Below are 24,699 nucleotides of genomic sequence, written 5' to 3'. Positions count from 1 at the left end.
CGCGCGGGGGGGGGGGGGCGGGGGGGGGGGGGGGGGGGGGGGGGGGGCGGGCGGGGGCGGGCCCCCCCCCCCCGGCCGGGTCACTGGTTGGCGAGGACCTGGTTGACCTGGGTCTCGGCGGTGGCCAGGAGCTTGTCGATGTCGGCGTCCTTGTTGGTGAGGAGGCCGGACATCACGTTGTCGAGCACCTTGTAGACCTCCTGGGCCTTCGGGGGCTCGGCCTTGCCGGGGACGGGGCTGTCCATGAACGCCTTGAAGTTGGCGACCGGCATGGTGGCGTTCTGGGTGCGGGCGGCGTCGTCCTTGGCCTTGGAGTCGCCCAGCCAGAAGTTGGGCTGGGGGACTCCGACCGGGAGGCCGTCGGCCTTGGTGCGGGACCAGTCGAACTGGCCCTTGCCGACGGTGAGGTTCTTGAAGGCGAGCCAGGCGACGGCGGCCTTGATCTTGTCGGGCGAGATGCCCTTCTTGACCATGTAGTTGTTGCCGCCGGCGAGCGTGTTCCTGCCGCCGGGGATCGGGCCCATGCCGAAGTTCTCGTACTTCGCGCCGAGCTGCTGGACCATGTACGCGATGTCGTCGGGGGCGGCGAGGAACATGCCGAGCTTGTCGGTGGCGATCTGCTTCTGGAGGTCGCCCCACTTCAGCAGCTGGGTCTTGCCCATGCTGTCGTCCTCCCAGCGCATGGCGTGGAGGTTCTTCGCGACCTGCTTGCCGATCTCGTCGTTGAAGGCGGCCTTGGTGCCGCTCGCGTCGACGACGTCGCCGCCGAGGCTGTACATCTGGGCGGTGAAGTGCCAGCCGCCGGTGTTTCCGGCGCTGTACTCGCCGAAGCCGGCGACGCCGTCGCCGAGGCCGGCGATCTTCTTGGCGGCGGCGCGGACCTCGTCCCAGGTGCGCGGCGGGGCGTCGGGGTCGAGGCCGGCGTCCTTGAAGAGCTTGCGGTTGATGAGCAGGCCCATCGTGTAGTTGCTGGTGGGCAGGCCGTAGAGGTTGCCCTGGTGCTTGAGGGAGCCGAGGACGTCGGGGTCGATGTCCTGGAGGAGCGGGACGGTCTTGGGGTTGACGTAGGCGCTGATGTCGGCGGCGCCGTCCTCGGCGAGGACCTGCGGCAGGTCGGTGAAGTAGGTGTAGAAGACGTCCGGCTGGGACTTGGCCTTGAGCATGGCGGTGAAGCGCGGCGGCTCCAGGCACTGGCCGGGGGTGGAGCGGCCCTCGATGGTGACGTTCGGGTAGGTCTTGTTGAACTCGGCGACGTCCTCCTTCCACTCCTTGAGCTCGGCCGCCTTCGCCGTGGGCGGCATGCAGTCGATGGTCAGCGTCACCTTGGTCTTCGGGTCGAGCGGCGTGGTCGGGTCCGAGGAGCCGCTCTGCTCGGCGCCGTCGCCGCCGTTGTCGCCGCTGCTGCTGGTGCCGCAGGCGGCGAGCGCGGTGAGCGCGAGGGCGGAGACGAGGGCGACTGCGGCCGGTCGGCGGGTACGGCGGAGCCGGGCACTTCTCATGAGTGGTCCCCTTCGGGCATGGGCGTGGAGGTGGCCCCGGCGGTTGCTGCGTGGGCGGGGCGCGGCACACTCAACCACCCCCGACAAGTGAACGCAAGATATCGCGCCGATTTCGTAAATGCTCGACAGTGAAGCGCAACCTTGCATGCAGGCAAGGCCGGTGCAAACCGCGCAAAGCGGCTCGCACCGGCCTCTCCGGAACCTGTGGACCTAGGGGTTGACGTGGATCCTGAAGGTGGAGGTGGTGTTGCGGACGTCGACGGCGTTGCCGCTCAGCCGCAGCCCGTTGAAGGTCACCTCGCCCACGGCCGGCCCCTGGCCCGCCTCCGGCAGCTCGTTGGCCCACAGGCCGAAGCCGGACTTCGCGTCGAAGGCGTCACCGGACCTGCGCGCCCCGGTGATGGAGACGTCGGTGAACACCGTGTCCTTGATGGGGAACTGCGGCTGCCCGCCCACGTAGTTCGTCTGGAACATCACCCCGCTGTAGGTCGGGTCGACGATGTCGACGTGGTTCACCCGGATCCCCTGGAACACCTTGGAGGCCGAGAAGACCCAGATGCCGGGGAAGGTCTGCGAGCCCCAGAAGTGCCCGCCGGCCCGGACGATCGAGATGTTCTCGAAGGTCGTCGGTCCGGTTCCGAATCCGTTCATCGGATACCCGAAGTCCAGCGAGGAGATGGTGATGCCGGAGTAGACGAGGGTGTCGGCGATGTGGATGTTGCGGAAGGTGTTGTCGTAGCCGCCGTAGACGGCCACGCCCGCCGCCCGCCAGGTGAGCGTGCTGGTCAGGTTCTCGTAGACGTTGTTCTTCATGTCGGCGCCGCCCGCGTCGATCGCCGAGAACAGCGCGAAGCTGTCGTCTCCGGTGGCCCGGGCGTCGTTGTTGGTCACCAGGTTGTCCGTCGACCCGTTGGTCATGTTGACGCCGTCGGCGAACATGTTCCGGATCCGGGAGTTCTTGATCGTGATCCGGTCGGTGTTGGCGCCCCAGTAGAGGCAGACCATGTGCTCGTTCCAGATGTCGTCGATGACGATGTCCGACACGTTCGCGAAGTCGAAGACCTTGCCCGGGCCGTCGATCCGCGAGGTGTAGTTGCCGAAGTAGGCGAAGCCCTTGAAGAGCGAGCCCTTCGCCGCGGCCTCGGCCCGGAAGCCGACGTCCGTGTTGGCCTGCGCCGAGGGGGCGTGGAACCTCGTGTACCAGGGACCGGCGCCGACCACCTTCACGGCCTTGCCGTACACCTGGAACTTGCTCGCCGTCTGGTAGTCGCCCGGCGGCAGGTAGACGCCCGCCAGGGCGCCCGTGGTGTCCATCCGGACCCGGTCGAGGGCGTTCTGCACGTCCTGGTGCCCGAAGCCCGCCGGGACGGCGTACGCGGCCGGGTCGGGGTTCGCGACCGGGGCGACCTGCTCCAGGTTCACGAAGTCGATCGCGTACGTGGAGGTGTTCGCGGCGTCCTTCTGCAGCCGGATCCGGCTGCCGGCGGGCACCGTCTCGCCGAGCATCAGGTGCGCCTCGTCGTAGATGTGCCGGGGCGCGCCGTCGCCCGGGGAGTTGCCGGGCGCGGTCTCGTTGCCGTACAGCCAGGCGTACTTCGAGGTGAGCGGCAGCGCCTTCCTGAAGACCCCGTCGACGTAGAGGCTGAGCGTCGAGTCGATGCCGCCGCCGCCCGGGGCGTCCGGGATCGAGAAGCGGGTCACCAGGGTGTTGGTCGGGGCGCGGGTGGTGAACTCGACGTACTCGCCGGTGGCGTCCAGGTTCACGGCCTTGCGGCCGGACGCCTCGCCCGCGATGTCGCCGACGGTGCGGTTGGGCCCGACGACGGTCGCTCCGCCGCCCGGGGTGCCGTCCTCGGCCTCGTACATGTCGTACGGCATGTTCGCGCCGCGCCCGACGAAGAGCGGCTGGGTGGCGGTGTTGTTGGCCCGCTTCACCGGCAGTTCGTTCGCGTCGTCGGCGAGGACCGTGCGGACGGTGTACGAGCCGTCGGCGGCCGTCCACGGCCCGAGGCTCACCTCCGCCCGCGCGCCGGCGGCCAGCGCGCCGCCGTAGGAGCCGGTCAGGGTCTTCACGGTGCCGCCCTGCTCGTCCAGCAGGGTCAGGGTGACGCCGTGGGTGCCGGCTGCGGTGGCCACCGTGCCCTGGTTGCGGACGACGGCCTTGAAGGTGACGGTGTCGCCGGCCGAGGGGCTGGACGGCGAGGTGGTGACGGAGGCGGTCACCGGGTCGGAGCTGTCCACCGGCCGCACCACGAGCGCGGTGGGGCTGGTGTAGGTGTTGTCGCTCTCGTTCTGCTCGACGACCGTCCCCGCCGCGTCGGCGACGGCGCTCAGCTCGTACGTGCCGGCGTCGCGGGCCCCGATCGGGGCCGTGACGGTGGTCTGGGCTCCGGCGGCGAGCGCGCCGACCGCCGCCGTGGCGACCTGCGTGCCACCGAGGCGGACGGCGAGGCTGCTGGCCGGGGCGGCGGCGGTGCCGTCGTTGCGGACGGTGGCGCTCACCGTGATCGGGTCCGACTCGACGGGCGAGGCGGGCGAGACGGTGAGCCCGGAGACCCGCAGGTCGGGGTTGGGCGCCGGGACGCCGATCACCTGGAACTCGGCGATCTGCCCGGCCGGGGCGCCGGTGTTGGCGGTGATCCGGAGCTGCACGTCGGCGGCGCGGGCCGTCACCGGGATCGTCACCTGGTTGCCGCTGCCGGGGTCGAAGGCGTAGCTCTTCGCGGCGACGAGGCCGGTGAGGCCGGTGGCGTCCTGGGCGCGGCCGAGGACCTCGATCGTCTGGGAGCGGGCGCCCCAGGCGGTGTCGGGGTTCAGCCTCAGGACCAGCCGGTCCAGGTCCGCGTTCGCGCCCAGCTTGACGGTGAGGGTGTTCGGGTAGCTGCCGCCCGCGCCCTCCCAGTAGGTCGCGGTGCTGTTGTCGTTGGCGTTGGCCGCGGCGAAGGTGTGGACCGTGGAGGAGGCGCTGATCGCCTTGCCGACGGCGAGGTTGGAGCCGGTGCCGCCGCTGCCGTTGCGGGTCACGGCGTTGCTGTCGCCGGACCGGTTGCCGGCCGCGTCCCGGGCCCGCACGCGGTAGGTGACGGTCGCGGAGGCGGGCTGGGTGTCGGTGTAGGTCGTGGTGTTCCCGGCGACGGTGGCGCGCAGGATGCCGTTCGCGTGGACCTCGTAGCCGGTGACGGCGGTGTCGTCGGTGGACGCGGTCCAGGTGAGCCGGATCTGGCCGGAGCCGGGCTCGGTGAACGCCAGGTTCGCGGGGGCCGTCGGCGCCTGGGTGTCGCCGGTGTCGCCGGTCCGGGTCACGCCGGCGGAGTCGGCGGACTGGTTGCCGGCCGCGTCCCGGGCCCTGACCTTGTACGTCACGGTCTGGTTCGCCGGACGGGTGTCGGTGTGGGTGGTGACGTTCCCGGCGACGGTGGTGAGGAGGGTGCCGTTCGCGTAGACGTCGTAGCCGGTGACGGCGGTGTCGTCGGTGGACGCGGTCCAGGTGAGCCGGATCTGGCCGGAGCCGGGCTCGGTGAACGCCAGGTTCGCGGGGGCGGTCGGCGCCTGGGTGTCGCCGCTCGTCGGCCCGTAGACCTCCAGCTCGGAGAGCTGGGCGGCGCTCTGCACGCTGTTGGCGGTGACCAGGACGCGGACGTACCGGGTGGTGGTGGCGCCGAAGGTGATCGTCGCGCTGCGCCCGCTCGCCGCGTCGAAGGCGTACGCCTGGGCGGCGGTCAGATCGGTGAAGGAGGTGCCGTCGGTGCCGGCCTGGATCTTCAGGGTCTGGGTGCGGGCCTCCCAGGTGTCGGGCAGCCGCAGCACGACCCGGTCGACGCGGAGGGCGGCGCCGAGATCGACCTGGAGCCACTGCGGGAAGGCGCCGCCGGGGCTCTCCCAGTAGGTGGCGCGGTTGCCGTCGCCGGCCTGGGACGCCGTGTACGTCTGGGTGTGGCCGCTGGCGGTGAGCGTCTTGCCGGCGGCGAGGTTCGGGGAGGTGCCGTCGGCGCCGTGCACCTCCAGTTCGGAGAGCTGGGCCGCCTGCCAGCCGGTGTTGGCGGTGATGTCGACCCGTACGAAGCGGGTCTGCGCGGCGGGGAAGGCGATGGTGACGGTGTTCCCGGCGCCCGGGGTGAAGGCGTAGGCCGCCGAGGACTTCAGGGTGGTGAAGCTGGTGCCGTCGGCGCTGCCCTGGACGGAGAGGGTCTGGCTGCGGCTCTCCCAGCCGGCCGGGAGCTTCAGCACCACCTCGTCGACGCGGGTGGCGGTGCCGAGGTCGGCCTGCACCCACTGGGGGAAGGCGGCGCCGGAACTCTGCCAGTACGTGCCCTGGTTGCCGTCGGTGATGTGCGCGGCGCCGTACTCGGCGTGCGCGCTGCTCGCGCCGGCGGTGTCGCCCAGCGCGAGGTTGGGGCCTCCGGCGGCCTCGGCGGTCATCAGCGGACCGCCCAGCGCCAGGAGGCTCGTCGCGATCGCGGCGCTCAGGCTCCGTGATCTCCAGTTGCGGATCCTCATCGCTCCTCGGTTCTCACTCAAGGGATGCGTCCAGAAATCGCGCTCGAATGTCGATTCTTTGCGCGGGACGCTCAGAGAGTTCCAGAGGAACCTCGGACCGTCTACCGCTGCGGCGCGGTGAGTTGAGGGAGGCCGGAGGTCCGCGCGCGGGCATGCCGAAGCGGCGGTCCGCGGCGTGCGGACCGCCGTTCCGGCGGGGTGGATCAGCCCCGGTTCACCACGAACTGCGAGCCGGGTTCGACGAGGACGTCGCCTTCGGCGGTGTTCGCGAAGGTGACCCCGGTGAGGGTGGCGCTGCCACGGGCGCCGCCCATCGCGAGGATCCCGGAGCCGTTGACCGTGCCGTCGATGCGGACGTTGCTGATCCGCACGTCGGGCATCTCGCCGCCGCCCGTCTTGAACTGGATGGCGTCGTAGGTCGAGTCGAGGATCTCGGTGTCCCGGATGGTGACGCCCGGGATGGGCTGCCCCTGGGCGAAGAGGGTGATGGCGCCGAACTCCTGGTCCTCGTTCCAGAAGGCTCCGCCGGTGCGGTGCAGCGCGTTGTTGGCGATCAGCGTCTGCCCGGAGAAGGGCAGCGGGTCGTGGTCGGTGGCCAGCATGATCCCCGGGTAGTTCATGGTGTCGGAGACGACGTTGTTCTCGATGGTGTTGCCGTGGCCGCCGTAGACGGCGATGCCGTTGGCCCGCCAGGGCAGCTGGATCGTGTTGTTGCGGAAGTGGTTGTCGTGGCCGACGTCCACCGAGGTGTCCTTGACGTACTTGCTGGCCCAGACGGCGAGGGCGTCGTCGCCGGTGTTGCGGAAGGACGAGTCGTGGACGGTGGAGTTGCGGGTGCCGTTGGCGAAGTTGATGCCGTCGGCGTAGGTGTTGCGGATCCGCATGCCGCTGAACTCCAGGCCGTCGCCCGGCCCCCACAGCTCGGGGATGTTGGAGTAGTCGCGGCCGACCCAGACGCCGACGTTGGCGTGCTCGATCCAGACGTTGCTGATCTTCGTGCCCTGGCCGAAGCGCCCGTTGAGGCCGACGCCGCCCTCGGCGTTGCCGTCGCCGCCCCGGATGGTGCCGGAGCCGAAGATGGCGATGTCCGAGATCCGGGTGTTGGCGTCGATGTCGAAGCCGAAGTTGCCCTCGTGCGGGTGGTTGATGCCGCCGGCCTGGTGCGGCGGGGTCAGCGAGTACAGCTGGGAGTGCCACATGCCCGCGCCGCGGATGGTGACGTCCCGGATGCCGACCTGGTTGTACTGCCCCCGGTTCAGCGGGTCGTCGGTGAGGATCTTCTGCTCCTGGCGCCACTGTCCGGCCGGGATCCAGACGCAGCCGATCTCGCCCTTCTGGTCGGCGGTGACCGCCCGCTGGAGGGCGTCGGTGTCGTCGAGGCCGTCGTTGGGCACGGCCCCGTACTGGGTGATGGAGACGCAGCCGGCCGGCTGGGCGGCGGCCGGGGCCACCTGCTCCAGGTCGATCAGGTCGAGGACGTAGTAGGCGGCGGTGTCGCCGGCGTCGCGCTGGAGGCGGAAGCGGGTGCCGGGCGGGTAGGACTGCGCGAGCAGCGTGTGCGACTCGTCGAAGAGCCGGCGGGCGTCGCCGCCGGGCCGGTTGGTGAGCCCTTCCGGGTCGTCGGTGGAGCCGTACAGCCAGGAGTGCTTCGAGGAGAGGGTCAGCTTCCGGACGAAGACGTCGTTCGCGTAGAGGCTGAGGGTGGCCTCCTGGCCGCCTCCGGCGGCGGAGTCCGGGATGGAGTTGCGGACGGTGAGGGCGTTGGCCTGGTTCACCGAGGTGAACTCGACGTACTGGCCGCTGCCGTCGAGCCGGACCGACCTGCGGCCCGAGGACTCCGTGGCGAAGTTGGTGTGCCCGAAGGTGCGGAGCCGGTCGGCGGTGAGCAGGGTGCCCTGGTAGCGGGCGTCCTCCGCCTCGTACTCGGTGTACGGGACGGCGGCGCCGCGCCCGACGACCATCGAGCGGGTGAGGACGTTGTTGTTCTCGTCGGTCTCGGCGAGGGTGCCGGTGGCGTCGGCGGTGGCGGTCAGCGTGACACCGCCACTGGCGGCGGTCCAGGTGCCGGAGACCGCGACGGTCGCGGTCTGGCCGGCGGCGACGGCGCCGGTGGTGCCGTTCAGGGTGGTGGTGCCGGCGGTGAGCCGGGTGACGGTGCCGGCGGGCACGGCGGTGGTGCCGCGGTTGTGGACGGCGACGGTGAAGGAGACGGGGGTGCCGACGGCCGGGGCCGAGGGGTTGGCGGTGATGCCGGTGACCATGAGGTCGGGGCCGGGGCTCTGGCCGACGGTCAGCTTCGAGGCTGCGGTGCGGCTGTTGTTGGTGTCGTCGAGCTCCGCGACCAGGCCGGCCGGGTCGGCGACGGCGGAGACGGTGTACGCGCCGGCGGAGCGGCGTCCGACGGGGACGGCCACCGTGGCGGAGGACCCGGCCGGGAGGGAGGCGACCTGGGCGGTGCCGGCGACGGCGCCCTCGACGCCGACGTTCACGGCGGAGGCGGGCGCGGCGGCGGTGCCGGCGTTGCGGACGGTCGCCTGGACGGTGACCGCGTCGCTCTCGCTGGGGGCGGCCGGGGTCCAGGTGAGGTCGGTGACGACGAGGTCGGGGGCGGGGGCGGCGGTGCCGAGGACCTGGAGTTCGGCGACCTGGCCGCCGGGGGCGCCGGTGTTGGAGTGGAGGACGAGCCGGACGTCGGCGTACCGGCCGGTGACCGGGACGGTCACGGTGTTCTGCCCGGACGGGCTGAAGACGTGGTCGGCGCGCGGCTTCAGCGTGGTGAAGGCCGTGGCGCCGGAGGCGCGGCCCTGGATCTCGAAGGACTGGGTGCGGGCGCCCCACGCCTGGTCGGGGCTGAGCTTGACGACGACGCCGGCGAGGTCGGCGTCGGCACCGAGCTTCACGGTGAGGCTCGCCGGGAAGCCGTTGGACTCCCAGTAGGTGGCGGTGGAGTCGTCGTTGGCGTGGGCGGCCTGGAAGGTGTGGACGTACGAGGTGGCCTCGATCGGCTTGCCCCGGGCGAGGTTCGTCCCGCCGACGGGCGGTTCGGTGGTGCCGGGTTCGCCGTGGACCTCGACGGCGGAGAGCTGGGCGGCGTTCCAGCCGGTGTTGCCGGTGATCTGGACGCGTACGTGGCGGACCTGGGCCCCGTTCAGGGCGAGGGTGACCGCGTTGGCCGCGGCCGGGTCGAAGCGGCGGGCCTGCGCGCCGGCCAGGGTGGTGAAGGTGCTGCCGTCGGTGGAGCCGAGGACGGCGAGGGTCTGGTCGCGGGCCTCCCAGCCGGTGGGGAGCTTCAGGACGACGCGGTCGGCGCGGACGGTGGCGCCGAGGTCGACCTGGGCCCACTGCGGGAAGGCGCCGGCCGGGCCCTCCCAGTAGCTGGCCTGGCTGCCGTCGGTGAGGTTGCCCGCCGGGTAGGCGCCGTGGGCGCCGGAGGCGGTGGCGGGTCTGCCGAGGGCGAGGTCGGGGTCCGCCGCGGCGGCGGCGTACGCGGGGGCGGGCAGCAGCCCGAGGGCGACCAGGGCGGCGATCAGCAGTCCGATCGTGAGCCGTAGGCCGTGGCGTATGGGTGTCATCAAGGGCCCTCCGTGAGCCTGACGCATGACTCGCATGGTTTTGAGCGATTCAGTCAAAGTTTTGCGGTCGTTGCGGGCACAGGTTTCTACTGGATGACGACCTTGTCAACGGAGAACGCAGAGAAACGACGAAGGCACCGGTCCCTTCCGGCCGCGGAGCGGCGGGAGGAACCGGTGCCTGAGGGCAGAAAGGGGTACGAGCCGCTACGCGCGGGCCGGCGGCGGCGCGGTCGATCCGCGGACGACGAGTTCGGGCTCGAAGAGCAGCTCGCCCGGGTGCGAGTGCACTCCCTGGATCTGGGCGCAGAGCAGCTCGACGGCGGCCCGGCCCATGGCCTCGATGGGCTGGCGGACGGTGGAGAGCGGCGGCTCGGTGCAGTTCATGAACGCCGAGTCGTCGAAGCCGACCACCGAGACGTCGGAGGGGACGGCGAGTCCACGCCGGCGGGCGGCCCGGATGGCGCCGAGGGCGAGCGGGTCGCTCGCGCAGACGATGCCGGTGACGCCCTGTTCGAGGAGGCGGTTGGCGGCGGCCTGGCCGCCTTCGAGGGAGAAGATCGAGCGGACGACGTGCTCGTCGGGGAGCGGGGTGCCGGCCGCCTCGGCCGCGGCCCGCGCGGCCTGGAGCTTGCGGCGGGAGGGCACGTGGTCGGCGGGGCCGAGGAGCATCCCGATCTTCTCGTGGCCGAGGGAGGCCAGGTGGCGCCACGCCTGCTCGACGGCGACGGCGTCGTCGCAGGAGACGCAGGGGAAGTCCAGGCCCTCGATGGAGGCGTTGATGAGGACGACCGGGATGTTGCGCTCGTGGAGCTGGTGGTAGTGGTCGTGCGGGGCGTCGGCCTGGGCGAAGAGTCCGCCGGCGAAGACCACGCCGGAGACCTGCTGCTGGAGCAGCAGGTCCACGTAGTCCGCCTCGGAGACGCCGCCCTTGGTCTGGGTGCAGAGGACCGGGGTGAGCCCCTGCTGGGCCAGCGCGCCGCCGATGACCTCGGCGAAGGCGGGGAAGATGGGGTTCTGGAGCTCGGGCAGGACGAGTCCGACGAGCCGGGCGCGCTCGCCTCTGAGCTGGGTGGGCCGCTCGTAGCCGAGCACGTCCAGGGCGGTGAGGACGGACTGCCGGGTCGCCTCGGACACCCCGGGCTTGCCGTTGAGGACCCGGCTGACCGTCGCCTCGCTGACACCCACCTTCTTCGCCACTTGAGCAAGTCGTCGCGTCATGCGCGCAAGACTAGCGCAAGCTCCGCAAGAGAATGACAGTCCGTTGCAGTTCTCGCGCAAACAGGGTGGCCGGCGCAGGGCCCGCGGCTCAGGCGCGGCCGGCCGTCATCTCCATGAGCCGGGCGAGGACCCGGCCGCCGGAGGCGGCGAGGCCGTCGTGCTCCCACTCGTTGGTGACCCAGACCCGGGCGGCGCCGATCCGGCGGGCGGTGTCGAGGGAGAGCCCGGCGTCCACGTACATGTCGTCGTGGTAGACGACGGCGGCGAGCGGCACCTCGTTGGCGGCGAGGCGGCCGAGGTCGTACAGCGGGGGCCAGTCGGCACGGGCCGCGAGCAGGTCGGCGGCCTTCGCGAAGGGCCGCAGTCCGGCGATCTCCCGGAACATCCACGGATACATCATCTCGCCGGTGAGCAGCAGCGGTTCGGCGTCCTCGGCGAACTCGGGCCGGCCGGCGAGGGCGCGGTGCGCGGCCCAGCCGGTGGGCCCGGCGCCCTGCCCGTACAGGCTCTCCTGGAGGACGGCGAAGAGCGGGGCGTCGACGAGGCCGGTGAGGGCCATGACCTGGTGGAGGAAGGTGTCGGAGGCGGCGCCGTCGGCGCCGAGGGCCTCGTCGAGGAGCCAGTGGAGGCGTTCGAAGCCGTCACCCATGCCGAGGACGAGGCCGAGGGTGCGGAGCCGGCGGACGGTGAGGCGGTCGCCGTCGGGGAGGCGGACGTCGCGGGCGTCGAGGAGGCCGGCGAGGCGGCGGAGGCGGCCGGCGTCCCCGGGATGGCGGGCGTAGTACGCGCGGCAGCGGTCGCGGACGCGCGGGTAGGTGCGGGCGTAGACGTCGTCGGCGGTGGCGGTGAGCCCGGGCAGTCCGCCGGCGACGTGGCAGGCGCGCAGGCCCTCGGGCGCCCGGGAGAGGTAGGTGAGGGTGAGGAAGCCGCCGTAGCTCTGGCCGAGGGTGTCCCAGGGGGTGTCGCCGCAGAGGCTGCGGCGTATCAGCTCGGCGTCGTCGACGATGGCGTCGGCCCTGAAGTGGCCGAGGTACGCGGCGAGTCGGCGCGGGTCCCCGAAGCGGGCGGCCTCGCGGGCGGTGACGGGTGTGGAGCGGCCGGTGCCCCGCTGGTCGAGCAGGAGGACCCGGTGGGTCCTGAGGGCGTGCGGCAGCCAGCCGGGCGAACCGAGCGTGGGGCGGGGGGACTTCCCGCCGGGTCCGCCCTGGAGGTAGAGCAGCCAGGGGAGGTCCTCGCCGGCGCGGGCGGGGTCGGCGACCTCGCGGGCGAAGACGTCCAGGGTGGGGCCGTCGGGACGGGCGTGGTCGAGGGGGACCGTGAAGGTGTGGTCGGTGAGGGCGTAGGCGGGGTGCAAGGAGGCTCCTGGAGGGACACGGATGGGTAACGGACGGGCCGAGCGGGATCCCACACCTTGTCAGTGCAATTTCACATTACTATGTTACGGGTCACATTCCGGCCGTCGCCGGCGTCCACCGCCCTGCCCGGCCGTCCGCACGCCCTCCCGCTCTTCCTCGGAGTGACCCATGAACACGCGCACCCGCACCCTGGCCATCGCCCTGGTGTCGACCCTGACCCTCGGCCTCGCAGCCTGCTCCGGCCCCTCGTCCGGCGGCGAGGCCGGCGGGACCGGGCGGAATAACCCCGCCGCCACCAACACCGGCGCGGTCCTCGGCGGCACCCCGCAGAAGGGCGGCACCCTCAACGTCCTGTCCAACCAGGACTTCTCCCACCTCGACCCGGCCCGCAACTGGGTCATGCCCGACATGGACTTCGGCACCCGGCTGCTCTACCGCACCCTCGTCACCTACCGGGCCGAGCCCGGCGCCAAGGGCAGCGAACTGGTCCCCGACCTCGCCGAGAGCCTCGGCACCCCCTCGAACGGGGCGAAGACCTGGACCTTCCGCCTCAAGCCCGGCCTGACGTACGAGGACGGCACCCCGATCACCGCCCAGGACATCAAGCACAACGTCGAGCGGTCCTTCTCCCCCGACCTGCCCGGCGGCCCCGACTACGCGGCCCGCTACCTGGCCGGCGCCAAGGGCTACCAGGGCCCGGCCGAGGGCAAGCATCTCGACTCGGTCAGGACGCCCGACGCGCGCACGATCGTCTTCGAGTTCCACACCTCGTTCGCCGAGTTCCCGTTCGCCGCGACCCTGCCGACCTTCTCCCCGGTGCCGAAGGCACGGGACAAGGGCCCCCAGTACGACAACCGGCCGTTCTCCTCGGGGCCGTACAAGATCGAGTCCTACGCCCGCGACAAGCGGCTCGTCCTCGTCCGCAACACCCACTGGGACCCGAAGACCGACACGGTCCGCAAGGCGTACCCGGACCGGATCGTCGTCACCATGGGCCTCAAGGGCAACCAGGTCGACGACCGCCTCATCGCCTCCTCCGGCGCCGACGCCTCCGCGATCCCGTGGGCCGCCCTCCGCCCCGAGTCCACCTCGAAGGTGCTGACGAAGCCCGAGGTCACCTCCCGGCTCCTCGCCGAGTCCAGCACCTGCAACGAGATGCTCCAGATGCACACCGGCCGCGCCCCCTTCGACGACCTGAAGGTGCGCCAGGCCGTGCAGTACGCGCTCGACCGGGAGGCGATCGTCACCGCCGCCGGCGGCCCCGCCCTGACCGAGGCGTCCACCGCGGCCATGCCCGGCGCGCTCTTCACCGGCGGCAAGCAGCCCGACACCCTGAAGATCCCCCTCGCAGGCGACCCCGACAAGGCCAGGCAGCTGCTCAAGGAGGCCGGGAAGGCCGACGGCATCTCCACCGCCGTCACCGTCTCCATCAACGACAAGGCCATCGGCGAGGCCATCCAGCAGTCCCTGGGCCGGGCCGGCATCAAGGTGACCATCGAGACCGTCGACCCGTCCGCCTTCTACGACACCATCGGCGACACCCGGAACCGCACCGACCTCGTCTACACCGGCTGGTGTCCCGACTTCCCCTCCGGCTCCACCTTCCTCCCCTTCGTCTTCGACGGACGCGGCATCAAGGAGAAGGGCAACTCCGGGAACCACTCCCTCTTCCGCGACGAGGCCACCCAGAAGCGGATCGACGAGATCGGCGCGATGACCGACGGCGCCGCCGCCAACAAGGCATGGCAGGAGCTCGACGGGCGGATCCTCGCCCAGGCCCCCGTCGCCCCCGGCGCCGTCAAGCGCCGCCCCCTCGTCCTCGGCACCAACATCGCCGGCGCCTTCGGCCACACCTCCTGGGGCGGCCAGATCGACTACGCCACGGTCGGCCTCAAGGACCCGTCCAAGAGCACGGACTGAAGGACGCCCCTCCCATGACCACGACCACCACCTCCCCTCCGGTGCACGGGGGCGGCGGGGCCTGGCGGCTCGTCCGCGCCGAGCTGCGCCGCCGGACCTCCCTCAAGGTCTCCCTCGCCGTCGTCGCCGTCTTCGCGGTGATGACCGTCGCCGCCCCGCTGATCAGCGCGCTGGGCGGCTGGGGCCCCGAGGAGTTCGACAAGTCCGCCGTCGACCCGTACCTCGGCGGACTGCCGATCGGACCGCTCGGCGGCGTCTCCGCCGAGCACTGGCTCGGCGTCGAACCCGTCACCGGACGCGACCTGTTCGCCCGGGTCGTCCACGGCGCCCAGGTCTCCCTGCTCATCGCCTTCGCCGCCACCGCGATCGTCGTCCTCGCCGGCACCACGGCCGGCATCGCCGCCGGCTACTTCGGCGGCCGGACCGACACCGCGCTCTCCCGGCTGATGGACCTCACGATGTCCTTCCCCTCCCTCATCTTCATGATCGCGATGATGTCGGTGGCCCGGGACGTCGACCGGATCCTCCTGATGATCCTCGTCATCGGGCTCTTCGGCTGGCCCGGCGTCGCCCGCGTCGTCCGCGGCCAGACCCTCTCCCTCAAGCACCGCGAGTACGTCGACGCGGCCCGCGTCGGCGGTTCCGGCCCCTGGCGGATCCTCGCCCGAGACATCCTCCCGGGCGTCGCGGGGCCGGTCATCGCCTACACCACCCTGATGGTCCCCGGCATGATCGCCACCGAGGCCGCGCTCAGCTACCTCGGCGTCGGGGTCCGCCCGCCCACCCCGTCCTGGGGCCAGATGATCGCCGAGAGCGTCGCGTACTACGACACGGACCCCCTGTACTTCCTCGTGCCGAGCTCCTGCCTCTTCCTCACCGTCCTCGCCTTCACGCTCATCGGCGACGCGCTGCGCGACGTCCTCGACCCCCGGGGGAGCCGCACGTGATGCTCTACCTCGGCCGCCGGCTCCTCGGGGTGCTCGGCGTCCTCCTCGCCATCGCCGCCGTCACCTTCACCATCTTCTACGTGCTGCCCTCCGACCCGGCCGCCGCCGCCTGCGGCAAGGCGTGCAGCGACGAACGCCTGGAGGCGATCCGCGCCCACATGGGCCTGGACGCCCCGGTCTGGCGCCAGTTCGCCGACTTCGTCACCGGCGTCTTCACCGGCCGGACCATGGGCACCGGGCAGTACGCCCTGCACTGCGACTTCCCCTGCCTCGGCTACTCCTACGAGAACAGCGAGAACGTCTGGGACCTGCTCGTCGACCGCCTCCCCGTCTCCGCCTCGCTCGCCGCCGGAGCCGCCGTGCTCTGGCTGGCCATCGGCCTGACGGCCGGCGTCACCGCGGCGCTCCGCAAGGACACCCTCACCGACCGGGCCCTCATGATCGGCGCGGTCGCCGCCGCCTCCCTGCCGGTCTACTTCACCTCCGTCCTCCTCATCTACGGACTGATCCGGCTCACCGGGCTCCTTCCCTACCCGCAGTACGTCCCCCTCACCTCCGACCCGCTCTCCTGGGCCTCCAACCTGCTGCTGCCCTGGCTGGCGCTCGCGGTCCTGTACGCCGCCATGTACGCCCGGCAGAGCCGCGGTTCGATGATCGAGTCCATGGCGGAGCCGTACATCCGCACCGCCCGCGCCAAGGGGCTGCCGCGCCGCACGGTCGTCGTCAAGCACGGCCTGCGGGCCGGGATGACCCCGATCCTCACCATCTTCGGCATGGACCTCGGCGGCCTCCTCGCCGGCGCCGTCATCACCGAGTCCCTCTTCGGGCTCCCCGGCATCGGACGCCTCTTCTACGGCGCCCTCACCACCGGCGACCAGCCCGTCATCCTCGGCGTGACGCTGCTCGCCGCCACCTTCATCGTCGTCGCCAACCTGGCCGTGGACCTGCTGTACGCCGTCGTCGACCCGCGAGTGAGGTACTGATGGCCGCCCTGTTGTCCGTACGGGACCTCACCGTCACCTTCCCCACCCCCCGCGGCCCCGTCCGGGCCGTGGACGCCCTCTCCTTCGACGTGCCGCACGGCCGCACCCTCGGCATCGTCGGCGAGTCCGGCTCCGGCAAGTCCGTGACCTCGCTCGCCGTGATGGGCCTGCACACCGGCGCCGAGGTCACCGGCTCCGTCGCCCTCGACGGGCGCGAACTCGTCGGCCTGCCCGACCGGGAGCTCAACCGGCTGCGCGGCCGCCGGATGGCGATGATCTTCCAGGACCCGCTGTCCAGCCTCCACCCTTACTACACGGTCGGCGAACAGATCGCCGAGCACCACCGGGTCCACTTCGGCACCCGGCGGGCCGCCGCCCGCGCCCGCGCGATCGACGCGCTCGCCGAGGTCGGCATCCCCGAGCCGGGACGCCGGGCGACCGAGTACCCGCACCAGTTCTCCGGCGGCATGCGCCAGCGGGTGATGATCGCGATGGCCCTGGTCTGCGAACCGGACCTGCTCATCGCCGACGAACCGACCACCGCGCTGGACGTCACCGTGCAGGCCCAGATCCTCGACCTGATCGCCCGCATCCAGCGGGAACGCCGACTCTCCGTCGTCATGATCACCCACGACCTCGGAGTGGTGGCCCGGGTCGCCCACGAGGTGCTCGTCATGTACGGCGGCCGGGCCGCCGAACAGGCGCCGGTGGACGCCCTGTTCGCCTCCCCCGCGCACCCGTACACCCGAGGGCTGCTCGACTCGCTGCCCCGCCTCGACGACCCCGACGACGTGCCGCTGCGGGCCATCCCCGGCAGTCCGCCGTCCCTCCTCGACCCCGCGCCGGGCTGCGCCTTCGCGCCCCGCTGCCCCCGCGCAGCGGCCGGCACCGCGCGGGAGCGGGAGCGGTGCGCGACCGAGCGGCCCGCGCCCGTCGGGCCCGGGGAGCACACCGCCGCCTGCCACTTCGCCGCCCTCCCGGCCGTATCCGCGTACGAAGGGATCGCCCCGTGACCACGACGACTCCCCCCGGTCTCCCCGGCACGGACCCCGCGCCGCCGCTGCTGCGGGTCCGCGACCTCGCCATGACCTTCCCGGGCCGCCGCCGCTCGGCGCCCGTGCGGGCCGTGGACGGCGTCGGGTTCGACCTGGCGGCGGGCGAGACCCTCGGCCTGGTCGGCGAGTCCGGCTGCGGCAAGTCGACCACCGGCCGGATGATCGTCCGGCTCCTGGAACCGACCGCCGGCACCGTCGAGTACGACGGCCGCTCCATCGCCCACCTCCCGCAGCGGGCCCTGAAGCCGCTCCGGCGCGAGATCCAGATGGTCTTCCAGGACCCGCACTCCTCCCTCAACCCCCGTCAGCCGGTGGCCCGGATCATCGCCGATCCGCTGCTGGTCCAGGGGAGTCCGCCCGAGGAGGCGCGCAAGCGGGCGCTGGAGCTGATGGAGCTGGTCGGGCTCATCCCCGAGCACGCCGACCGCTTCCCGCACGAGTTCTCCGGCGGTCAGGCGCAGCGCATCGGCATCGCCCGCGCGCTCGCGACGGGCCCCCGGCTGGTCGTCGCCGACGAACCGGTCTCGGCGCTCGACGTCTCCGTCCAGGCGCAGATCGTGAACCTGATGGAACGGCTCCAGGCCGAACTGGGCCTCGCCTACCTGTTCATCGCCCACGACCTGTCGGTGGTGAAGCGGGTCTGCGACCGGGTCGCCGTCATGTACCTGGGCCGGATCGTCGAGATCGGCGCGAAGGACCGGGTGTACGAGGCGCCCGCCCACCCCTACACGCGGGCGCTGCTCTCCGCCGTGCCGCTGCCGGACCCGGCCGCGGAGCGGGCCCGGGAGCGCATCACGCTCCTCGGCGACCCGCCGAGCCCCGCCGCTCCCCCGCCGGGCTGCACCTTCCACCCGCGCTGCCCGAAGGCCCAGGCCGTCTGCCGCACGGAGGCGCCGGTCCTGCGGCCGCTCGCGGCCGGCGAACCCCGGGAGGTGGCCTGCCACTTCCCGGAGCAGGGCTGACTCCGCGGACCGGGTCAGCCGGAGGACATCGCCAGGCCCATGAGCAGGGCCATCGCCCAGGGCGCCAGGATCAGCAGCAGGGCGGCGCAGGCGGCGGTGATCCTCCACCCGCGGAAGGAGCGCCGGTACGGCGGCAGCCAGCAGAGCACCAGGAGCACGGCGGCGATCGCCATCATCACGTCGATGTCGCTCACGTGGCTGCCACCGCCGAAGAACGTGAACTCGCCCACGAGGAGCGGCAGTCCGGGAAGCGTCACCGCGAGCGGCGCCTTCCACCAGGTGGGGTCGTCGTGCGTGGGCGTGGTCGTCGTCATGGCCCTAGTCGATCACCGGCGCGGGCGGCGGAGGATCCGGGCGGGTACTCAGAACGGCGGCGGTACGTACTCAGGTCCGGGCGCCGCGTGCGGGGTGCGTGCGGCGTTCTCGTGGCGCCGGACCGGCCCGGCGGGCGGTTCGCGCCCGGGTGCGGGCGCCTCGTCGGAGCGGTCCGGGCGCCGGCTCACGACGGGGAGCGTCCCCCTGCGTGGCGCGCGTGGCGCCGGGCCCGCTCCTCGGCGGCGCCGGACGCCTCCCGGGCCTCGTCGAGGGCCGTCTCGGCGGCCCGGAGGGTCTCGGCGGCCTCCTTCGCGGTCCGCCCGGCCGTGGCGGCGGCCTTCAGTGCCTCCTCCCGTTCCCTTTCGGCGCGGCGCAGCCGGTCGGCCGTCTCCTCGACCGCCGCCCGCGCGGCCGTCTCCGCGTCCCGGGCCGCGTCGCGTGCCCGTTCCCGGCGGGCGAGGACGGCCCGGGCCTCCGCCGCCTCCGCGCGGGCCGCCTCGGCTTGCGCCGCCGCGCGCGCCTGCTCCGCCTTCTCCGCCTCGTCCGCCTTCTCCCGGGTCCGGTCGGGCCGCTCCTTCCGCGGGGCAGGGGCCTGGGCCGGGGCGGTGAGGGTCCCGGGCGGGACGGCGGGGAAGCCGACGGCGGCCTCCGGCATCGCGGCGAGCCGGCCCTTCGCCCACGGCCCGGCGACGTCCGGGAGGGCCAGGACCGCGTGGAGGATGCGCTCGACGTCGCCCAGGACGGCGTCGCTCGCGGGCTGTCCGGCCTCCTCGGCGAGCCCGGCGGCGGTGCGGACGAGGGCGGCGACGAGCCGGTGCTGCTGCCGGCTCGCCTCCCGCAGCCGGTCGCCGTCGAGGGTCCGGTGGGCCTCGCGCAGCGCCTCGCCCAGGGCGAGGAACCGCTCGGCCTCCCGGGGCCGTTCGCGGGCCAGCAGGTTCGCCGCCCACACGGCGAGCGGCGGCCTCCTCAGCGCGGCGATCGCCCGCGCGGCGGCCGTCTGCTTCGCCCGGCGCGCCTCGGCGGCGTACGCGTCCCGGGCCGCCGTGAACTCGGACGGCCGCAGCCCGTACAGCTCGTCGGTGACCTGCTCGACATCCATGCGCCCACTCTGCTGCGACGGGCCTCCTGAGGCCGGACCGAACCTCCGCCGGGCGGCCTCCCGTCACCCGCTCGGCAGGACGGCGCGAGAAGGGGCCCGGCCGCTGTCCCACTTCCGCGCCCGGCTCCGCCCGATCGTGGGCCACACCTGTCCGACCGTGCTCAGCACCGGCTTCCTGCGCACGGCGGGCGGGTCCGAGGAGCGCATCACTGCGGTGGCGTCCTGGCAGGACGCCCCCTGGTTCACCGCGGCCGAGCGTGCCGCCCTCGCCCTGGTCGAGCCGGCCGGCCGGCCGTGGGACCGACCCCCGGCGCTCCCGGGGCCGGGGACGGGGTCAGGCGTCCTGGAGGCGGCGGAAGGGGCGCTCGGCCTCCAGGGCGAACGCGGCCTCCAGCAGGGTGCGTTCGCTGCCCGGGCGGCTGGAGAGCAGGACGCCGACCGGCAGCCCGTCGGGCGTGGTGCGGGCGCTGGGCAGCGAGAGCGACGGCGTGCCCACGACGTTGTCGACCGGGGTGTAGGCCACGTACTCCAGGATCCGGTCGACCAGGACGGGGTACGGGACGGTCGGGGCGAGGTGTCCGATCGGGGGCGTGGTGCGGGCGAGGACCGGGGTGAGGACGAGGTCGTGGCCGCGCAGCGCCGCCGCGTAGGCCACCTTGGTCCGGCGCAGCCGGCGCACGACGCCGGGGGTGTCGCGCCAGCGCCGCACGTACTCCTCGCGCAGGCCGCGGCTGAGGCCGTCCATCCGGTGCCGGTCGAAGTCGGCGCCGAAGGTGCGGCCGGTGGCGCCGAGGAGGAAGGAGAGCAGGCCCCAGTAGGTGAGGAAGTCCTCGGTGAAGCGGGGGTCGATGTCCATCGTGACGGGTTCGACCGTGTGGCCGAGGCCCCGGAGGGTGGCGACGGTGTCGGTGACGGCGGCGCGGGTGTCGTCGTCGCAGTGGACGCCGTTGGGCGAGTCGAGCAGATAGCCGATGCGCAGCCTGCGGTCCGAGGGGCCCTCGACCAGGCCGACCGGCGGCAGCTTCGGGTTGCGGTGGTGGCGTTCGGCGGCGGCGAGGAAGGCGGCGGAGTCGCGGACGGTGCGGGTGACGACGCCGTCGACGACGAGGTCCACGGGCAGGTGCCGGCTCTGGTCGTTGGCGACGACCCGGCCCCGGGTGGGCTTGAGGCCGACGAGTCCGCAGCAGGCGGCGGGGATCCGGATGGAGCCTCCGCCGTCGTTGGCGTGGGCGAGGGGGACGGCGCCGGCGGCGACGAGGGCGGCGGCGCCGCCGGAGGAGCCGCCCGCGGAATGGCCGGTGTGCCACGGGTTGCGGACCGGCTCGGCGGACTCGTACTCGGTGGTCGGGCTGAAGCCGAACTCGGGCAGCCGGGTCTTGCCGACGACGGTGACGCCGGTGCTGAGGAGCTGCCGGACGAAGGGCGCGTGGCGGCGGGCCGGCCGGGGGGTGAAGGCGGCGCTGCCGTGGCCGGTGGGCAGGCCCGCGTAGTCGGTGTTGTCCTTGACGAGGGTGGGGACGCCGGTGAACGCGCCCCCGGTCCCGCCCCGGAGCTCCGGCGGGTCGAGCGGGGTCTCCACGGCGTGGAGTTCCGCCACCGCCCGGAGGCGGGCGGCCGCGTCCCGGGCGACCTCGGCGGGGCTGACCTCGCCCCGCCGGATCGCGCCGGCGAGACCGACGGCGTCGTGCTCCCCGAGGGAGTCGTCCCGGAAGGCGTGCACCGTGGTCCGCTTCTCGAAAGTCACCGCTGCCTCAGCCCCCGGGGGTCGTGGATGGATGCCACCATCATGGCGTACCCATGGGTAACACGCGAGGGCCGGACGGGACCTTCAGGACGGGCGCTACCGTCCCTGGAGACGCTTCACGTTGTCGCCGAAGGTCCAGTTCCTCGACCCGTCCCAGTTCGCCGACCAGGTCATCAGGCCCTTGAGCCGGCCGCCGTAGTGGTTCCACGCCTGGGCGACGAGCGAGGGCGACATGTGGCCGCCGCCGGCGCCGGGCTGCGCGGGCAGGCCGGGGACCTGCTTGTCGTACGGGACGCGGACGGTGGTGCCCTGGATGACCAGGCCCCGGTCGAGACAGTCGGTCTGCGCGGTGAAGCCGGCGACGGTGCCGGCGGCGTAGGAGTCGCCGGAGCAGCCGTACATGCTGCCGTTGTAGTACTGCATGTTGAGCCACCACAGGCGCCCGTTGTCGGCGTACTTCTTCACGATCGGGAGGTACGCGCCCCAGATCGAGCCGTACGCGACGCTGCCGCCGGTGACGTAGGCGGTCTCGGGGGCCATGGTGAGGCCGAAGCCGGCGGGCATGCGGGCGAGGACGCCGTCGATGATGCGGATCAGGTTGGCCTGGGAGGCGGAGAGGGTGGTGATGCTGCCGCTGCCGACGAGCCCGGTCTCGATGTCGATGTCGATGCCGTCGAAGTTGTACTTCTGGAGGATCGGGACGACCGTCGCGACGAAGCGGTCGGCGACGGCCTGGGAGCTGAGGTCGATGCCGGCGGCGGCACCGCCGATCGACATCAGGAGGGTGGCGCCCGCGGCCTTGGCGCGGCACATCTCGGCCGGGGTGGAGACGCGGACGGTGTTGTCCATCCCGTCCTCCCACAGCACCGTGCCGTCCGAACGGATCACCGGGAAGGCGGCGTTGATGACGTTGTAGCCGTGGGCGGCGAGCCGGGCGTCGTCGATGGGGACCCAGCCGAAGGGCGGGTGGACGCCGTTGGCGGCGCCGTCCCAGTTCTCCCAGTAGCCCTGGAGCACCTTCCCGGCGGGGCGGGGCTTGAGGGCGCAGGTGTCGGCGGCGGCGGTGGCGCCGGACGGGGCGGGGGCGGCCTGGGCGGGGGCGGCGGTGACGGCGCCGAGCAGGGCGGCGAGGGCGGCCGCTCCCGCTCCGAGGGCGCGGACGATCCGTGAGCCTGGCATGCGTGCTCCTTGGGACGTGGGGGGTCGGTCAGGGGCATGGCGCGCGCTCCGCCGACCGTAGATTGGTCCAGACCTACCGTCAACCATGCGTGCGCAAAAGCGAGTTGACGCCTGAGGTCGCCGGAAGCGGATGCCACCCGCGGCAGCCCGGAGGCCGGCCCGCCCACCGGAGCGCGAGCCCGATCACCGGCAGCGCGTACGCCCCCCGGACGTCGCGTCCACTTCCCGCCGTACGCCGCCCGAGGGCGAGCGCACGGCAGCCCGTACGCGTGGCGCCGCGCAGGGGCGGAGTGGCGCCACCTGTGCGCCACCGTCGCGCCGCGCGACACCACCCCCGCACCGCGCGGTGCCGCACCGGGCGGGACGAGGCCGTGCGCGACCGCCCGGACGCCCGGCGCGACCGCCCTCGCGCGGCGCGCGGCCACCCCCGCGCCGGGGCGGCACCGCCTGGCCCGCCCGGCACCGCCCGGTACCGCCTGGCGCCGGATGACACCGCCCGACACCGGATGGCGCCACACGGCACCACTCCAGCACCACACGGCACCATACGGCGCCACCCATGGCGCCATGTGACGCCATCTGGCGCCACACGGCACCGCGAGGGGTTGCACATGGCGCCATGATGGTGCCATGATGACGTCATGGACCTCACCCCGTATGTCGACAGCCTCCGCCGCGAACTCGCGGTGGCCGCCGAAGCCGGTGGCGACGAAGCGCGCGACCTGGCCGAGCGGCTCACCGCTCCCCTGGAGTCGGCGACCCGTCTGACCATGCTCAACGTGCTCTCCGCCGCGATGGACGAGATCACCCGCGAGCTCGCCCCCGGCTCGGTCGACGTACGGCTGCGCGGACTGGACCCCGACTTCGTCGTGACGCTGCCGCCCACCGACGGCGGCGCCCCCGCGGAGCCGGCCCCGCCCGCCGAACCGTTCCCGCTCCCGGCCGCCGCCGGCGAGGGCGACGAAGGCGGCACCGCCCGCGTCAACCTGCGCCTGCCGGCCCACCTCAAGGCCCGCGCCGAGGAGGCCGCCGCCCGCGAGGGCCTGTCGGTCAACGCCTGGCTGGTGCGGGCCGTGTCGGCGGCGGTCGGCGGCACCGCGCCCCGCCCGCCGGAGAAGACCCGGACCATCGGACAGAGCATCACGGGCTGGGTCCGCTAGCCGGCCCACGGCCCCCAGCCCCAGCCGCACCCGCACCACGTCATTCCCGAACACGGCCCCCACCTGCGGGGACGACCCGAAGACCCAAGAGGACGGGACAGCCATGCCTTCTTTCGACACTCCCGCACCGATCTCCGTCACCGCCTACGTGTACGCCGGCACGCTCCAGCTCACCGCGAGCGACCGCCCCGACACCGTCGTCGAGGTGCGGCCGCGCAACGCGAAGAAGGACCTGGACGCACGGGCGGCCGAACAGACCGAAGTGACCTACGCGAGCGGCGTGCTGACCGTCCGGACGCCCAAGGCCAACCTGCTCGGACGCGGCGGCACGGTGGACGTGACGGTGGACCTGCCCACGGGCTCCCGCATCGACGTGACCGGCACCGGCGCCTCCGTGATCGGCGAGGGCCGGCTCGGCGAGACGCGGGTGAAGAACTCGGCCGGCGACGTCCGACTCGACACCACCGGCCCGCTGACGCTGAACGCGTCGCACGGCGGGATCACCGTCGAGCGGGTCGAGGGCGCCGCCGAGATCACCAGCAGCACCGGCAACGTGCGCGTCGGCACGATCGCCGGACCCGCCGTCCTGAAGAACTCGCACGGCAGCACGATCGTCGACGCCGTCACCGGCGAGGCGCGCGTCAGCGGCGCCCACGGCGCCATCGAGATCGTGCGCGCCGGCGCCGACGTCACCGGCACGACGACCCACGGCAGCCTCCGCGTCGCCGAGGTCTCCCGCGGCGAGGTCCGCCTGGAGACGTCCAACGGCTCCATCGAGGTCGGCGTCCGCGAGGGCACCGCCGCCTGGCTCGACGTCAGCTCCCACCGGGGACAGGTCCGCAACTCGCTCGCCTCGTCCGAGGCGCCGGAGGAGACGGAGGACTCCGTCAAGATCCGGGCCCGCAGCAACTGGGGCAACATCGACATCCGGCGCGCCCGCGCCTGACCCCCGGCGCCCGCGCCCTCCCCGGCGGGCGCCCCTTCCCCCGCACGCCCCCTCTTCCTTCATCCTTCGATCGGAGGGCCCCATGCCTTTTTCTGTCATGTCCATGCCCAACCATGCGGACGGCAGCACCGTGCCTGCCGCCATCACCGCCACCGGTCTGCGCAAGTCGTACGGCGACAAGGTCGTCCTCGACGGAGTCGACCTCCACGTCCCGGCCGGAACGGTCTTCGCCCTGCTCGGTCCCAACG

16 protein-coding genes and 1 pseudogene are annotated in these 24,699 nt (G+C 73.1%); 8 read left to right on the top strand and 9 right to left on the bottom strand.

Annotated elements, in window-relative coordinates; genetic code table 11:
• Positions 1–80 precede the first annotated feature (80 nt).
• From ACFVU3_RS39415 to ACFVU3_RS39395, 5 genes are all read right to left on the bottom strand, one after another.
• A complete protein-coding gene (locus ACFVU3_RS39415) occupies positions 81–1,499 on the bottom strand; it encodes an extracellular solute-binding protein (RefSeq protein WP_390073612.1) in 1,419 nt (472 codons plus the stop codon).
• Between the two features lie 210 nt (positions 1,500–1,709).
• Complete coding sequence (locus ACFVU3_RS39410; RefSeq protein WP_390073611.1) at positions 1,710–5,996, bottom strand: discoidin domain-containing protein; 4,287 nt, start codon at positions 5,994–5,996, stop codon at positions 1,710–1,712.
• 203 nt (positions 5,997–6,199) lie between these two features.
• Positions 6,200–9,568 (bottom strand): CARDB domain-containing protein, encoded by a 3,369-nt coding sequence (locus tag ACFVU3_RS39405; protein ID WP_390073610.1) that lies wholly within the window; start codon positions 9,566–9,568, stop codon positions 6,200–6,202.
• Positions 9,569–9,772: 204 nt separating this feature from the next.
• The gene (locus ACFVU3_RS39400) at positions 9,773–10,786 is read right to left on the bottom strand and encodes a LacI family DNA-binding transcriptional regulator (RefSeq protein WP_390073609.1); all 1,014 of its coding nucleotides are present in this window, start codon (positions 10,784–10,786) and stop codon (positions 9,773–9,775) included.
• An 88-nt stretch (positions 10,787–10,874) separates the two neighbouring features.
• Positions 10,875–12,140 (bottom strand): alpha/beta fold hydrolase, encoded by a 1,266-nt coding sequence (locus ACFVU3_RS39395; protein WP_390073608.1) that lies wholly within the window; start codon positions 12,138–12,140, stop codon positions 10,875–10,877.
• Between the two features lie 169 nt (positions 12,141–12,309).
• Here ACFVU3_RS39395 and ACFVU3_RS39390 point away from each other — a divergent pair, with 169 nt between their 5' ends.
• The 5 genes from ACFVU3_RS39390 to ACFVU3_RS39370 all read left to right on the top strand — a co-directional run bounded on the left by ACFVU3_RS39390 (position 12,310) and on the right by ACFVU3_RS39370 (position 18,008).
• The gene (locus tag ACFVU3_RS39390) at positions 12,310–14,061 is read left to right on the top strand and encodes an ABC transporter substrate-binding protein (protein ID WP_390073607.1); all 1,752 of its coding nucleotides are present in this window, start codon (positions 12,310–12,312) and stop codon (positions 14,059–14,061) included.
• A gap of 14 nt (positions 14,062–14,075) precedes the next feature.
• Positions 14,076–15,008 (top strand): ABC transporter permease, encoded by a 933-nt coding sequence (locus tag ACFVU3_RS39385; RefSeq protein ID WP_390073606.1) that lies wholly within the window; start codon positions 14,076–14,078, stop codon positions 15,006–15,008.
• Positions 15,005–15,991 (top strand): ABC transporter permease, encoded by a 987-nt coding sequence (locus ACFVU3_RS39380; protein ID WP_390073605.1) that lies wholly within the window; start codon positions 15,005–15,007, stop codon positions 15,989–15,991. The genes ACFVU3_RS39385 and ACFVU3_RS39380 overlap by 4 nt, the downstream gene beginning before the upstream one ends.
• A complete protein-coding gene (locus ACFVU3_RS39375) occupies positions 15,991–17,004 on the top strand; it encodes an ABC transporter ATP-binding protein (RefSeq protein ID WP_390073604.1) in 1,014 nt (337 codons plus the stop codon). Before ACFVU3_RS39380 ends, ACFVU3_RS39375 begins: the two co-directional genes overlap by 1 nt.
• A gap of 71 nt (positions 17,005–17,075) precedes the next feature.
• On the top strand, positions 17,076–18,008 hold the full coding sequence (locus ACFVU3_RS39370) for an ABC transporter ATP-binding protein (RefSeq protein WP_390073613.1): 933 nt from the start codon (positions 17,076–17,078) through the stop codon (positions 18,006–18,008).
• Positions 18,009–18,022: 14 nt separating this feature from the next.
• Here ACFVU3_RS39370 and ACFVU3_RS39365 read toward each other — a convergent pair whose 3' ends face one another.
• From ACFVU3_RS39365 to ACFVU3_RS39350, 4 genes are all read right to left on the bottom strand, one after another.
• Positions 18,023–18,322: a hypothetical protein gene (locus ACFVU3_RS39365; RefSeq protein WP_390073603.1), complete on the bottom strand. Its 300-nt coding sequence runs from the start codon at positions 18,320–18,322 to the stop codon at positions 18,023–18,025.
• A 185-nt stretch (positions 18,323–18,507) separates the two neighbouring features.
• A complete protein-coding gene (locus ACFVU3_RS39360) occupies positions 18,508–19,422 on the bottom strand; it encodes a hypothetical protein (protein ID WP_390073602.1) in 915 nt (304 codons plus the stop codon).
• A gap of 334 nt (positions 19,423–19,756) precedes the next feature.
• The gene (locus ACFVU3_RS39355) at positions 19,757–21,166 is read right to left on the bottom strand and encodes an amidase (protein WP_390073601.1); all 1,410 of its coding nucleotides are present in this window, start codon (positions 21,164–21,166) and stop codon (positions 19,757–19,759) included.
• A 96-nt stretch (positions 21,167–21,262) separates the two neighbouring features.
• The gene (locus ACFVU3_RS39350) at positions 21,263–22,345 is read right to left on the bottom strand and encodes a chitinase (RefSeq protein ID WP_390073600.1); all 1,083 of its coding nucleotides are present in this window, start codon (positions 22,343–22,345) and stop codon (positions 21,263–21,265) included.
• A 641-nt stretch (positions 22,346–22,986) separates the two neighbouring features.
• On the opposite strand from ACFVU3_RS39350, the gene ACFVU3_RS39345 reads away from it, so the two are divergent.
• From ACFVU3_RS39345 to ACFVU3_RS39335, 3 genes and pseudogenes are all read left to right on the top strand, one after another.
• Positions 22,987–23,505, top strand: a complete 519-nt coding sequence (locus ACFVU3_RS39345; protein ID WP_390073599.1) for a toxin-antitoxin system HicB family antitoxin — start codon at positions 22,987–22,989, stop codon at positions 23,503–23,505.
• Positions 23,506–23,608: 103 nt separating this feature from the next.
• On the top strand, positions 23,609–24,451 hold the full coding sequence (locus ACFVU3_RS39340; protein ID WP_390073598.1) for a DUF4097 domain-containing protein: 843 nt from the start codon (positions 23,609–23,611) through the stop codon (positions 24,449–24,451).
• Between the two features lie 82 nt (positions 24,452–24,533).
• A pseudogene (locus ACFVU3_RS39335) lies at positions 24,534–24,699 on the top strand (ABC transporter); the annotation flags it as partial.

The organism is Streptomyces sp. NPDC058052 (assembly GCF_042885515.1).
GTDB lineage: Bacteria > Actinomycetota > Actinomycetes > Streptomycetales > Streptomycetaceae > Streptomyces.
The sequence above is the reverse complement of the archived record's forward strand: the minus strand, read 5'-3'. Positions and strand labels throughout refer to the sequence as shown.